The sequence below is a fragment of the Streptomyces sp. x-19 genome (genome assembly GCF_046549115.1).
GTDB lineage: Bacteria > Actinomycetota > Actinomycetes > Streptomycetales > Streptomycetaceae > Streptomyces > Streptomyces albulus_C.
The window spans coordinates 264215-277105 of record NZ_JAJPWK010000001.1 but is presented as its reverse complement, the minus strand read 5'-3'; the positions used below and the strand labels follow the sequence as shown (position 1 = coordinate 277105).

10 protein-coding genes are annotated in these 12891 nt (G+C 71.1%); 8 read left to right on the top strand and 2 right to left on the bottom strand.

Going from position 1 to position 12891, the window contains the following annotated elements:
- The first annotated feature begins 8 nt into the window (after positions 1-8).
- Together ACLJT4_RS01235 and ACLJT4_RS01230 are read left to right on the top strand one after the other, a co-directional pair.
- Entirely contained in the window at positions 9-1289 is a 1281-nt protein-coding gene (locus ACLJT4_RS01235; RefSeq protein WP_411120570.1) for a tyrosine-type recombinase/integrase, read from the top strand.
- 472 nt (positions 1290-1761) lie between these two features.
- Positions 1762-3438, top strand: a complete 1677-nt coding sequence (locus ACLJT4_RS01230) for an SWIM zinc finger domain-containing protein (protein ID WP_411121056.1) — start codon at positions 1762-1764, stop codon at positions 3436-3438.
- 117 nt (positions 3439-3555) lie between these two features.
- Here the strand turns inward: ACLJT4_RS01230 and ACLJT4_RS01225 are convergent, their stop codons facing one another.
- Together ACLJT4_RS01225 and ACLJT4_RS01220 are read right to left on the bottom strand one after the other, a co-directional pair.
- A complete protein-coding gene (locus tag ACLJT4_RS01225) occupies positions 3556-4449 on the bottom strand; it encodes a hypothetical protein (RefSeq protein WP_411120569.1) in 894 nt (297 codons plus the stop codon).
- Between the two features lie 272 nt (positions 4450-4721).
- Entirely contained in the window at positions 4722-5483 is a 762-nt protein-coding gene (locus ACLJT4_RS01220) for a PIG-L deacetylase family protein (protein ID WP_411120568.1), read from the bottom strand.
- Positions 5484-5686: 203 nt separating this feature from the next.
- On the opposite strand from ACLJT4_RS01220, the gene ACLJT4_RS01215 reads away from it, so the two are divergent.
- From ACLJT4_RS01215 to ACLJT4_RS01190, 6 genes are all read left to right on the top strand, one after another.
- The gene (locus ACLJT4_RS01215; RefSeq protein ID WP_411120567.1) at positions 5687-6436 is read left to right on the top strand and encodes a GntR family transcriptional regulator; all 750 of its coding nucleotides are present in this window, start codon (positions 5687-5689) and stop codon (positions 6434-6436) included.
- Between the two features lie 271 nt (positions 6437-6707).
- A complete protein-coding gene (locus tag ACLJT4_RS01210; RefSeq protein WP_411120566.1) occupies positions 6708-8387 on the top strand; it encodes an APC family permease in 1680 nt (559 codons plus the stop codon).
- A gap of 243 nt (positions 8388-8630) precedes the next feature.
- Positions 8631-8810 (top strand): SPOR domain-containing protein, encoded by a 180-nt coding sequence (locus ACLJT4_RS01205; protein WP_016572758.1) that lies wholly within the window; start codon positions 8631-8633, stop codon positions 8808-8810.
- A 63-nt stretch (positions 8811-8873) separates the two neighbouring features.
- On the top strand, positions 8874-9302 hold the full coding sequence (locus ACLJT4_RS01200) for a (deoxy)nucleoside triphosphate pyrophosphohydrolase (protein WP_037810643.1): 429 nt from the start codon (positions 8874-8876) through the stop codon (positions 9300-9302).
- Positions 9303-9543: 241 nt separating this feature from the next.
- On the top strand, positions 9544-10005 hold the full coding sequence (locus ACLJT4_RS01195; RefSeq protein WP_016572756.1) for an ATP-binding protein: 462 nt from the start codon (positions 9544-9546) through the stop codon (positions 10003-10005).
- 279 nt (positions 10006-10284) lie between these two features.
- Positions 10285-12834 (top strand): SpoIIE family protein phosphatase, encoded by a 2550-nt coding sequence (locus ACLJT4_RS01190; RefSeq protein ID WP_016572755.1) that lies wholly within the window; start codon positions 10285-10287, stop codon positions 12832-12834.
- The last annotated feature ends 57 nt before the right edge of the window (positions 12835-12891 follow it).

Below are 12891 nucleotides of genomic sequence, written 5' to 3'. Positions count from 1 at the left end.
GGGGCCACATGGCAACCGTATTTCAGAAGTGCAAGGAAGACCCGCAGGACCGCTTCTACCTCTGCGAGAAGCTCCGATGCGGCCACAAGTGGACTGTCCGGTATCGAGAGCCCGGCGGCCGGACCGCCCGGCAGAGAGAAAGGACGTTCGCGAAGAAGACGGGCCCGGACGGTGCCGATGCGTTCGCCTCGAAGGTCGAGCACGACAAGGGCATGGGCGTCTACCTCGACCCGCAGCGGGGCGCCATCACCCTCAGAGCATGGGCGAAGGAGTGGCTCGAACGGCAGATCCTCGCCGAGGGGACCGTGCGGAACTACGAGGGGTTCACGAAGAATCACCTCGTCCCGCACCTCGGCCGCAAGACCCTGGCTGGACTCGCGAAGTCCGACTTCGAGAAGTTCATCGCCACCCTCCACCGATCGGGCGAGGGCATGGCCGCCTCGACGATCAACGACCGCATGAAGTTCGTGACGGCGATGATCGAGGCCGCCGTCACCGAGAAGCGCATATCCGAGAATCCGGCGGTCGGTGTCAAGATCGCCCGGACCAGCAGCCTCGCCGTAGACGAGGACGAGATCCCCACCCTCGAAGAGGTCGACCTCCTCGGCAAGCACATCTCCCAGCAGTACCGGCTCACCATCTACTTGCAGTCAGGCGCTGGGCTTCGGATCAGCGAGACCCTGGCCTACGCGAGCGAGTGCCGACGCCCCGAATTCATTCGAGTCCGCTGGCAGGTCAGCTCGAAGGCGAACCGTGGCGACTGCCGCACGGCGTTCGTACCGTTGAAGCATCGGGCCGAGGGGGAGTACCGGGATATCCCCACTGCCCCCTTCCTTGAGGAAGAGATCGACGCGCACGCCGAGCAGTGGGAAGCCGTTCCAGTGCCCTTCAAGGACAAGGCAGGCAAGGACAGGCAGCTCGACGTTTTCTTCGCTCCACGCGAGCGCGGAAAGGGCACAATGCCCACTGCTACGACGTACGCCTACCATTTCCGAAAGGCTTGCAAGGCGGCTGGGCTGGTCGACGTGAACGGCAAGCCGAAGTACACACCGCACAGCCTTCGACACTTCTTCGCCTCAACTGCTCTCGCGAACGGCATCCCGATCCACGAGGTGTCTCGCTGGCTGGGGCACAAGTCGATCAAGACGACGGTCGACATCTACGGCCACCTCGTTCCGGGGGCCTGGCACCGCTGCCGCGAGGTCATGCAGAGCGCCATGCGGCCCGAGCCGGTCGACGTGCCGACCGAGGCGCCCGAGGTGGCGGCCGGCTACGAGGAAGCCGCGTAGGTGCTGAGCTTGTTTTCCCGTGCTGATACTGTGCTGACTTGGCCCCCTCAGAACCACGTTTCCGCAGGTGGGAGCGTTGTAGTCAACATTCCGCTTCAACGTGTGACGGCCGCTGCCGCATCGGCGTAGCGATCCGGCGCATATGCAGGTCAATCGGGGTCGGTCTCTTATGGGGCCGGCCCCGTTGTCGTGCCGGGGCTGGATCGGTGCGGGATGTGCTGACGGTTTGTTCGTCACCTGTCGTCATCCTGGGCGACCGGACTGGCTTCCGGATTCTGGATTGCTTGGGCAGAGGCGGGTGACGTCGTTGCCCGCAGTGCGTGCAGGGCCGTGCCACATCCTTGCCCGGCGCGCAGCGCGCGGTACGGATCGCCGCGAGGGGGGATTCTCTCGGACCGACTGATCGGTCTGTCCGGCGGTCATAAGCTGGTGGCCGTAGTGGAGTCCGGGCAGGGGCAGGGTGAAGAAGACCATGCGCGACCTCACCGAGGCGGACCTCAAGGCGTTGGCCGGTGACCGTTCCTTCGAGCGTGGGCGCGGGTACGTGGATGCGGTGTCCGGGGTCGAGGTCGGTGACGGCTGGATCGGCGCGAGCGTCCACGGCACGGAGCGGTACGAGGTGGAGTTGGTCCTGGACGGGACCGGCGGGCTGTCCGGCGAGTGCGACTGCCCGTACGGCCTTGAAGGCAACTTCTGCAAGCACCTGGTCGCCCTCGGCCTGACGGTGCTCGCCCGGCAGGAGAGCCTGCCGCGGCAGCGGAAGGCGGCGCGGAACCGGGCGCAGGACCTCGACGGGTGGCTGTCGGCCCGTTCCAAAGGCGAGTTGCTCGCTCTGGTGCAGGAACTGCTCGGCGAGGACCGGCAGTTGCGCCGCCGCCTGGAACTGCGGGCCGCGAGCGCCCGCGGGGACCTGTCCGTGGTCCGGGCCCGTATCCGTGACCTGCTCGACATCGGCCCGTTCGCACAGTACGGGTACGTCGAGTACGCCGATGCCCGCGCGTACGCGGATCAGGCCGGGCAGGCGGTGTCGGCCATCGGCGCGCTCACCGGCTCCGGACGGGCGGCGGATGCGATCGTCCTGGCGCGGGAGGCGATGGAACTGCTGGCACAGGCGGTGGAGTGCATCGACGACTCCGACGGATGGCTCGGCCAGGTGGGAGCCGGTCTCGTCGACGCCCACCTCGACGCGTGTCGTGCGGCGCGCCCGGACCCGGGAGAGCTCGCGAGCTGGCTCGTCGGCCATGCGCTCGGCGAGTTGGGCGACGGCCTCACCGACGTCGATCCGCTCGACTACGAGGACGTTCTCGGTGCAGAGGGGACGGCTCTCCTGCGGAAGCTGGCGGTCGAGGCGTGGCAGGGCAACCGCCGTGGCTGGGCGGAGAAGTACCTGATGGAGCGCCTGGCCAAGGCGGGCGGCGACGTCGACGCCGTGATCGCCGTGCATGCGGCCGACCTCGCGCCAGACGGCCACACGCACCTGGTCATCGCCCGCGAGCTGGACACCGCCCGGCGCCCCGACGAGGCTCTGGGCTGGGCGGAACGCGGTATTCGGGAGGCTCGGGACCTCGCTGACGTCGACACCGCTCTGGTCGACTACCTCTGTGACCGCTACGCGCGAGCGGATCGGCTCGTCGACGCCGTCGCCCTGCGCCGCGACCACTTCGGTGCCCACCGCACCCTGCTCACGTACCAACAGTTGCGTGCCGCCGCCCGGGCAGCGGCACGCTGGCCGGCCGAGCGCGAGGGCGCGTTGGCCCTGCTGAGGGCCGACGCGGGACAGCGGAAACGGGGCGGATACGGCAGCCCGGTCCTGGTCGACGTCCTGCTCGACGACAAGGACGTCGACGCCGCCTGGCAGGCCGCCACCGAGACCGGCGCCCATGACCGGCAGTGGCTCTCCCTGGCGGACCGGGCCCGTGCCACCCGCCCCGCCGACGCGCTCGGCGTCTACCTGCGCCTGGCGGAGCCGTTGACCAAGCGGACCGGCAACAACGTCTACGAGGAGCTCGTCAGCCTGTTGCTGAGTATCCGGGACTGCCACCGCCGCCTGGGATCGCCGGAGGAGTTCACCGGGTACGTGACCGCCTTGCGCACCGCCCAGAGGCGCAAGCGGAACCTGCTGCGCTTGATGGACGAGCACGGTCTGTGAGTCGGGCGACGCCGCGCGGGGCTGGCTGTCCCGCGCGCCCTGCCACCGGGCAGCCCTCCGTTACCGGTGTGCGTTTTCGTGCGTGGCCGCAGACGGCGGACGAAGCGCGTCGCCAGCTCAACACCCCAACCGCCCGCCGCCGAGAATCCTGCATTCGTGGACGAAGGGGCCGTAGGAGCGGACCTCGAAGGCTTGTTGGGGGTGGGCGGAGAGGCCGTGGACGGTGAAGTCCTTGCCGTTGTTGGTGATGTCCTGGGTGTGTTCGCCGTTCGCGTCGGCGTCGACGTAGTGGGTCTCGAACGCCTTCCAGGAGCAGTCCTGGGTGCCGGAGGTGACCTGGACGCGGAGTCCTTCGGGGGCCGCGCCGTTGCCGAGGTCGATCTTCTTGTACTTGAAGAACGGCTCTCCGTAGTGCTGTTCCTCGTCCCCGGTGATGAGCGGGGTGGAGGGGGAGCGGGCCAGGTCGAAGAGCATGCCCTCGTAGCTGCCGCCCGCCTGTCCGCGTACCGAGATGACCGTGGTGGCCTTGGCGGGTGTGCAGGTGAGGCCCTTGATGCGCAGGTCCGTGACGACCAGGCTCGCCTTCCGGTCGCTGAGGAGGTCCACGAGCCACTCCTCCGAGTACCCGGGCGAGGCGACTTTCATGGCCGGGTGGTGGACGTCGGTGAACGAGACGCCCCGGGCGTGGTGTGCCGCGTAGAAGGGGGTGAGCGGGTCGCCCTTGGGCTGCATCGCGAGGAGGGTCTTCTTGTCCTGGGGGGAGAACGGCGCGTCGAAGATCCGGGCCTCGGGGTATTGGGCGTTCAGGCGCACGGATGCCGAGAACGCCGGGCCGGCGCGGTCGGCCTTGTCGTCGGCCTCGCTGGTGACCCGTGCGTCGTGCTCCGAGGTCAGCCAGTCGGTGCCCTTCGTCGCGACGAGCGCGACGAGCGCCGCCAGGACCGTCCAGGAAAGCCTGATGAGGACCTTGCGGTTCCGGCGACGGCGGTCGGGGTCCGCGGCTTCCGGCATCACGCCGTCGACCAGGTCGTCGAGGAGCGAGGGGGCGGGCGGACGGTGCTGGTCCCGTCTGGCCGGCGCGGGGTCGTGGCCCGAGGGGCCGGCCTGTCCGCCGTCCCCCGACGGGGGCGTGGGCGGCGGGGACGCAGGGGGTGTCCCGCTTCCTGTAATGGGAACCGCCTTACGGTGATAAGTGACCGTCGGAGACGGGGTGTTGATGGTACGACATGGTTGCCTGGCAGGCTGGGTGAGCTGAGGGGGCGGGATCGGTGCGGGTGGCCCGCCTACTGCGGGAACACCTCGAACAGCGTGGCCGGGCGGCCGCGGTGGCGGGTGGCGCCGGTGCGCAGCGAGCGGTCGATGAAGGCGCGGGCGTAGGCGTGGGGGTCCTGGTCGGGGGTGGTGAGGGCCCGGATGTAGGTGGCGTGGGCGGCGAGTGAGGCGACGGCGCGGGTGATGCCGGGGCCCACCTCGACGGCGTGGGTGGGGCGGGGCGAGCCGGCCACGGCGGTCCAGCGGACGCCGGACCAGGGGGCCAGGCCCTCGGCGTCGGCGAGTTCGGGGAAGATCCAGCGGTTGGCGGCGTCGCCCGCGGCGTCGAGGACGGCGCGGCCGACCACCCGGTGGTCGGGGGTGTTCCACTGGGTGCCGAACCAGGTGTCGCGGTGGTTGAGGGTGATCAGGAGTTCGGGGCGGTGCCGGCGGACCGCCGCGGCCAGGTCGCGGCGGAGCGGCAGGCCGGCCTCGATGACGCCGTCCTGATGGCCTGTCAGGAACTCGACGGTGTGGACGCCGACGTGGGCCGCGGAGGCGCGCTGTTCGGCCTCGCGGACCGCGGCGCACGCGGGCGGCGCGAGGCCGTCGATGCCGGCCTCACCGCGGGTGACCAGCAGGTAGCGGACGTCGCGGCCGGCCTCGGTCCATTCGGCGATGGCCGCCGCGGCGCCGTATTCGAGGTCGTCGGGGTGGGCCACGACGGCCAGCGCCCGCTGCCAGTCGTCGGGCATCGGGCGGAGGGAGCTGACGGCGGCGTTCTCGGTCGGCATCGCGGCCCCTTTCTGCTCGGTGACGATCGTGACACGGACGGACACGGAACGTGGTGGAACGCTTGTTTCAGTACGGCCACTGCGTGGCGCGAGTGGTGGCTGAACTGCGTTCATTACTTTGGGTGAAACTCAGGTCTTGGGTTGCGGTCGGCAACACGCGGTTGTCACGCTGTTGCTGACTGTCAAGCTGTTGGGAGGGGCACGTGCCTTTCGGTGAGCAGCCCGCGTACCTCCGCGTCGCCGGCGACCTGCGCCAGAAGATCGTCGACGGGGTGCTGGCCCCGCACACCCGCCTCCCTTCCCAGGCCCGCATCCGCGAGGAGTACGGCGTCTCGGACACCGTCGCCCTGGAGGCGCGCAAGGTCCTGATGGCCGAGGGCCTGGTGGAGGGCCGGTCCGGGTCGGGGACGTACGTGCGGGAGCAGCCGGTGCCGCGCCGGATCGCCCGCGGCGGCTTCCAGACCCGCGGCTGCACGCCGTTCCGTCAGGAGCAGACGGACGAGCGCGTGCGGGGCACCTGGGAGTCCAACAGCGAGCAGGAGCCGGCCGGTTCGGTGGTGGCGGCGCGGCTGCGCGTCCCGGTGGGCGCCCGCGTGATGCGCACGCGCTACGTCTTCCGCGCCGAGGGTGAGCCGTCGATGCTCTCGACCTCCTGGGAGCCGCTGGAGATCACCGGGCGGACGCCGGTGATGCTGCCGGAGGAGGGTCCGCTGGCCGGGCGCGGGGTGGTCGAGCGGATGGCCGCCATCGACGTGGTGGTGGACAACGTCGTCGAGGAGGTCGGGGCGCGCCCCGGACTGGCGGAAGAGGCGATGGCGCTGGGCGGGGTGCCGGGGCACGCCGTGCTGGTCATCTCGCGGACGTACTTCGCGGGCGGCCGGCCGGTCGAGACGGCGGACGTGATCGCGCTCGCGGCGCGGCACCGCATCGCCTACCACCTTCCGGTGAAGTAGGCGTGTCGCGAACTCCCCGTGCTCGTCAAGTCGACGCCGCGTAGGGGAATCCTGCGGGATTCGTAGGGTCCGGTGGTGCGAAATTCGGCCGAGATGCGCGTCCCGTTTAGGCCGGTTTCGTTACCTATGTCGTCCGAATATCGGTGTTGGAAACCTCACAGAGGCTCAACTGGGCGGGATTTTTTGGCCGGTGTGGGAACCGGATCTTCGGATTCGCTCATACGATGGCGAAGTTTGTGCACGGCACGGGGGAAGACCAGGAGACCAGCACGTGAGCACGACGAAGACAACGAGTGCGGAGCAGGGTTCGCATTCGAATTACCGTCGGTCCCTCGGGACCATCGCCCTGACCGCCACTGGTCTCGGGTCGATCATCGGTTCCGGCTGGCTGTTCGGGGCCGAGCGGGCCGCCGCCATCGCCGGTCCGGCCGCGATCCTCGCCTGGGTCATCGGCGCGGTCGTCGCGCTGACCATCGCGCTGACCTACACCGAGCTCGGCTCGATGTTCCCCAAGGCCGGCGGCATGGTCCGCTACGGCCAGTACTCGCACGGCTCGCTCGCCGGCTACCTGGCGGCCTGGGCCAACTGGATCGCCATCGTCTCGGTGATCCCGGGTGAGGCCACCGCCTCCGTCCAGTACATGAGCAGCTGGGACTTCGGCTGGGCCAAGGCGCTCTTCGACGGCAAGGAGCTCACCGGCTCCGGCGTCGCGATCGCCAGCGTCCTGCTGGTCTTCTACTTCTTCATGAACTGGTTCGCGGTCTCGTTGTTCGCCAAGACCAACACCGCGATCACGGTCTTCAAGGTCGTCGTGCCGATCCTCACCGCGGGCGCGCTGATCCTGTCCCACTTCGACACCGGCAACATCGAGCGCGCGGGCGGCTTCGCCCCGAACGGCTGGAGCGCGGTCCTCAGCTGCGTGGCGCTCTCCGGCATCGTGTGGGCCTACAACGGCTTCCAGTCGCCGCTGAACCTCGCCGGCGAGGCGCGCAACCCGGGCCGTTCGCTGCCCAAGGCCGTCGCCTTCTCGATCGTCATCGCGCTGGTCATCTACCTCGCGCTGCAGGTCGCCTTCCTCTTCGCGGTGCCCGGCGGGGACCTGAGCAAGGGCTGGGGCGGCCTCTCCTACCACTCCCCGCTCGCCGAGCTGGGGCTCGCCTGGGGCCTGAACTGGCTGGCGCTGCTGCTGTACGCGGACGCGTTCGTCTCGCCGTCCGGCACCGGCATGATCTACGCCGCCACCACCTCGCGCATGATCCAGGGCGTCCAGGAGAACGGCCACCTGCCGGGCATCTTCGGCAAGGTGGACGCGAAGACCGGCATCCCGCGTCCGGCGCTGGTGCTCAACCTCGGCGTCGCGTTCCTGTTCCTCGCGGTCTTCCGCGGCTGGGGCTCGCTCGCCGAGGTCGTCTCGGTCGCGACCGTCATCTCGTACATCACCGGTCCGGTCGCCGTGATGGGCCTGCGCCGGCTGTCGCCGCAGATGAAGCGGCCGGTGAAGCTGCGTGCCATGCCGGTGATCGCCCCGATCGCGATGATCTTCGGCTCGCTGGTCCTGTACTGGGGCAAGTGGCCGCTGACCGGCAAGGTCATCTTGATCATGGCCGTCGGGCTGCCGGTCTGGGCGTGGTACGAGATCGGCCGGCCGTGGAAGCAGGGCCGCAGCCCGCTGCGGGAGCTGCTGCCGCACCTGAAGGCCGGTGCCTGGATGGTGATCTACCTGCTCGTCATGGCGACCGTCTCCTACCTCGGCGGCAAGGAGTTCGGCGGCAAGGGCTACCTGCCGCCGGGCCTCGACCTCGTGGTGGTCGCGGTGATCGCCCTGGCCTTCTACTTCTGGGGCGTGCGCAGCGCCTGGCGCAACCCCTCGCTGGTCGCGGTCGAGGCCGAGATGGCGGCGGCCGAGGCCGGCGGCGAGGCGACCGGCGAGAAGGCTCCCACCGGCGCCTGAGCGACCGTTCGCGGCCCCTGCCGCCCCGTACGACCGCCCGAGTTCCTCGGGCCGAACCGGCCACCCGCGGGCCGAACCTGGTCTTCCAGGTCCCCGCGGGTGGCCGGTTCGGTGTCTCTTTGTGTAAATCCATATCCGGTGCGTAAAGGTCGGGCGTAGGCTCGGGCATATGCGGATTGCGATTTCGGCATCAGCACAGGAGGGGCGCGCCGCGGCGCGCTGCACGGCGGACGGAGGGGCGCAATGACGGAGAACGAGACCGCCTTGCCCTGGCTCGTCATCCGCCAGGACGAAGGCGGCAACCGCTATCGCGTCGGTCGCTATGCCACCCGAGCGGAGGCGGAGCGGGTCGCCGACCGCCTCGACACCCGCGGCAATCAGCGGCTCTACGCGGTGGAGCGGGTCGGCCAGGGCGCGGTGTGAGGAAGTCGGTGACGGGAGCGGAGCGGGGAGCGGGAGGCGAGCGGGGGACGTAGGCTGCCGCGCATGACGACGGTGCGCGTAGTGGTGGGCGGTGCGGTGTGCGAGCGGGGCCGGTTGCTGGCCGCCCGGCGGAGCGCGCCGCCCGCGCTGGCCGGCCGCTGGGAACTGCCCGGCGGCAAGGTGGAGGACGGCGAGACGCCGGAGCAGGCGTTGGTCCGGGAGCTGCACGAGGAGCTGGGGGTCGACGCCGCACCCGTGGAGCGGATCCCGGGCGAGTGGGTGCTGCGCCCCGGCTACGTGCTCCAGGTGTGGACCGCCCGGCTGGTCTCCGGCCGGCCGGAGCCGCTCCAGGACCACGACGAGCTGCGGTGGCTGCGCCCGGGCGAGGAGCGCGAGGTCGACTGGCTCGACCAGGACCGCCCGGCGGTCGCCGAGGTGATGCGGCGGTTGGGCTCCAGGCCGGCGGTCGGGATCCCGGGCGCGCGGCTGTGAGGGCGGGGCCCGGCGGTCGGTGTGCGCCCCCGGTGGGCGCGGGTGGCGCTTTCGCGCCCACCGGTCGCTCATGTCCGCCCGCTCGCCGGGTGTGCCCACCCTTCCTGGGTATTGCTCCGAGATGCGCCATTTATTCCACAGTGCACGGTTGAAGGCGGTACTTGCCGCTCGATATCGGGTATGTCCTGATTGGCCCCATTCGACGGGGCCGGGTACGACGGGGGACCCCTCGGCCTGGGAAGTGATCGGCGTGAGCGACAGCGCAGCGGCAGAGGTCCCGGAGCCCGGTCCCCCCGATGTCCGCAGGCGCGGCAAGACGTCCGGTGCACCGAGCGCCGAATGGAGCTTCCCGGCGGACCCCGGCGCGGTGCGCACCGCCCGCACCATGGTCCGTCAGGTGCTCGCCGACTGGGGGTTGAACGGCGCCGCGGACGTCGCCGTGTTGCTGGTCAGCGAGCTCGTCACCAACTCCCTGCGGTACGCCAGCGGTCCCATCGGCGTGCGCATGGTGCTGTTGGGGGCCGGGGCGCTGCTCGTCGAGGTCTCCGATCCGCTGCCCGATCCGCCGCGGACACGCACCGCCACCCCCGATGACGAGGGCGGACGCGGACTCCAACTCGTCGCGCACACCTCGCGGCGCTGGGGGACCCGGCAGGGAAAGAGCGGCAAGACAGTGTGGTTCGAGCTGTCGGTGGCTGGTTAAGAGTCATGAGGGGTCCTGATCGTTGCCATTTCATCGACATTTTGTAGATGGCCTGCGATCGAGACTGTGCTGTGATCGTGAAGACCGTGTTCCGGATAGCCGAGGTGCTGGAATACTCGGCAGGTCCGGTCCGGGCACGATGAGCTGGAGGGGACGGGGCTCGTGAGCGAGAAGTCATCTGGCGGGGTGGTACCTGCGCAGAACGGTGGCCGGGGCGGCACGTACGGTCCGGCGGAGCGGAGCGGCCATCGCCATGCCCGCGAGCCGGAAGGCACGCCCGTGTGGCAGAGCAGTCGGCCCGGATCGATCTACGACTACATCAAGGTCGCCTCCTTCTCGCTCGGCCCCGACGGGCGCATCGACCAGTGGAGCGAGCGCGCCGAGCAGATGCTCGGCATCCCCGCCCGCCACGCCCTCGGCAAGGACCCCGTCGAGGCGTTCGTCCCCCGGGAGTTCCGCGAGACCGGCCGCCGCAAGGTGTCCGAGATCCTCGACGGGCGGGAGTGGACGGGGCTGGTGCCCTACCGCCGGGAGACGGACGGCGCGGTGGACGGGCTCGCCGAGATCTACGTGATGCCGGCCGAGAACGAGGACGGCGAACGCGGCGCGGTCTGCCTGGTCGTCGACGTCCGGGCGCTGCGCGGGATCGAGACCGACCTCGCCGCCGCGCAGGCCGTTTTCGGTCAATCCCCCATGGGCTTCACCCTGTTCGGCACCGACCTGAAGCTGCTGCGGGTCAACGAGCGCTTCGCCACCGTCTTCGGCGGCCCGCCCAGCAAGTACCGGGGCGGCACCCCGCACGACTTCCTGCCCCGCCCCGAGGCCGAGCGGATGACCGCCGCGCTGCGTCGTGTCCTGGAGACCGGCGAACCGGTCAGCGAACTGCAACTCGTCGGCCACGTCCCCGGCGAGGAGGACCGCCGCCGCTGGTCGATCTCGCTCTACCGGCTGCACGGCGCCAGCGGCCGCCCGATCGGCGTCGCCGCGCTCGCCTCCGACGTCACCGGCCGCCGCCGCGCCGAACGCGAGGCCGCCAACGCCCGCCGCAACCTCGCGCTGCTCAACGAGGCCGGTGCCCGGATAGGCAACTCCCTGGACCTGGAGACCACCGCCCGCACCCTGCTCGACGTGGCCGTCCCGCAGTTCTGCGACCTGGCGTCGGTCGACCTCTACCAGGGACTGCTGGCCGGCGACGAGGAGCAGCCGGGGATGAGCGACGGCAGCGCGGAGCTGCGGCGGGTCGCCTTCGCCAGCGCGGTCTCCGACGTGCCGCTGCCCGGCGGCGCTCCCGAGGAGGACCCGGTCACCGTCGGCGCGGTCCACCGCTACCCCTTCAACTCCCCGTGCGCGGCCGCCCTGCGGACCGCCCAGGCGCAGATCGTCCCCGGCCGGGAGGGCGACGAGGGCCCGGAGCTGGGCGCGGTGGTGCACTCCACCCTCGCGGTGCCGATGGTCGCCCGGGACACCGTCGTCGGCCTGGTGCGGTTCTCCCGCACGAAGGGCAGCGAACCGTTCGGCGAGCGGGACACCGCGCTGGCGGTGGAGCTGGCCGCCCGGGCCGCGGTCTGCATCGACAACGCCCGCCTGTACCGCCGGGAGCACGAGCGCGCGCTGATACTGCAGCGCAGCCTGCTGCCGCCCGGCGACCCGGAGGCGGCCGGCCTCGACATCGCCTGTCGCTACCTGCCCGGCACCACCGCGACCGAGGTCGGCGGCGACTGGTTCGACGTGATCGAACTCCCCGGACACCGCACCGCGTTGGTGGTCGGCGACGTCATGGGCCGGGGCCTGCGCGCCGCGGTGGCGATGGGTGAACTGCGCACCGCGGTGCGCACGTTGGCGCTGCTGGACCTGGAGCCGGCCGAGGTCCTGGGCGCACTGGACGAGATCGCCCGGGGGCTGGGCGGCAGCGGCGACCGGGGGGCCATGGCGCGCACCGCCCGCAGCCGCTCGGGTGCCCCGGCCGGCGGGCCCCAGAACCGTTCGGCCCGCACCGCCGACCTCTCCGAGGTCTACCTCGCCACCTGCGTCTACGCCGTCTACGACCCGATCACCCGGGTGTGCACGTTCGCCAACGCGGGCCACCTGCCGCCGGTGCTGGTCGAGGAGGGTGAGGAGGCGCTGCTGCTGGACGTCCCGCCGGGGATGCCGCTGGGCGTCGGCGGCGAGCCGTTCGAGGAGATCGAGGTCGAGGTGCCGGACGGCGCGCTGCTCGCGCTGTACACCGACGGCCTGGTGGAGTCCCGGCACCATCCGCTGGACGAGGGGCTGCAGGCGTTCCGCCGTGCGCTCTCGGACGCCGACCGGCCGCTGGAGGACGTCTGCGACCACGTCCTGTCCGCCCTGGACACCTCGCACGGCGAGGACGACATCGCGCTGCTGATGGCCCGGGTGCACGGGCTGCCCAAGGACGCGGTGGGCGACTGGAGCCTGGCGCCGGAGCCGCGTTCGGTGGCCCGGGCCCGGGAGCTGGCCCGTGACCAGCTGACCGACTGGGGACTGCAGGCCCTGGTCGACACCACCGAGCTGCTGGTCAGCGAGTTGGTGACGAACGCCCTGCGGCACGGGCACGGGGAGATCCGGCTGCGGCTGCTGCTGGACCGGACGCTGGTCTGCGAGGTCTGGGACGCCGATCTGGCCCAGCCGCGGCGGCGGCGGGCCCGGGACACCGACGAGGGCGGCCGCGGTCTGCAACTCGTCGGCCTGCTGAGCGAACGCTGGGGGAGCCGGCGCACCCCGCGCGGCAAGACCGTCTGGTACGAACTCGCGCTGCCGGACGGCGATGCGGCGCCGGTGGACCCGGCGGAGGCTCTGCTGAGCCTGTTCTGAGGGGCGTGGCCCGGGGTGCGCGGCGGGCGGCCCCGGGGACCCGGGTGGACGGACCCG

What these genes read in the sequence shown, in the direction of transcription:
- ACLJT4_RS01205 (WP_016572758.1), top strand. Translation starts at nt 8,631, where the DNA reads ATGACGGAGAACGAGACCGCCTTGCCCTGGCTCGTCATCCGCCAGGAC.
- ACLJT4_RS01235 (WP_411120570.1), top strand. Translation starts at nt 9, where the DNA reads ATGGCAACCGTATTTCAGAAGTGCAAGGAAGACCCGCAGGACCGCTTC.
- ACLJT4_RS01225 (WP_411120569.1), bottom strand. Translation starts at nt 4,449, where the DNA reads ATGCCGGAAGCCGCGGACCCCGACCGCCGTCGCCGGAACCGCAAGGTC.
- ACLJT4_RS01220 (WP_411120568.1), bottom strand. Translation starts at nt 5,483, where the DNA reads ATGCCGACCGAGAACGCCGCCGTCAGCTCCCTCCGCCCGATGCCCGAC.
- ACLJT4_RS01200 (WP_037810643.1), top strand. Translation starts at nt 8,874, where the DNA reads ATGACGACGGTGCGCGTAGTGGTGGGCGGTGCGGTGTGCGAGCGGGGC.
- ACLJT4_RS01230 (WP_411121056.1), top strand. Translation starts at nt 1,762, where the DNA reads ATGCGCGACCTCACCGAGGCGGACCTCAAGGCGTTGGCCGGTGACCGT.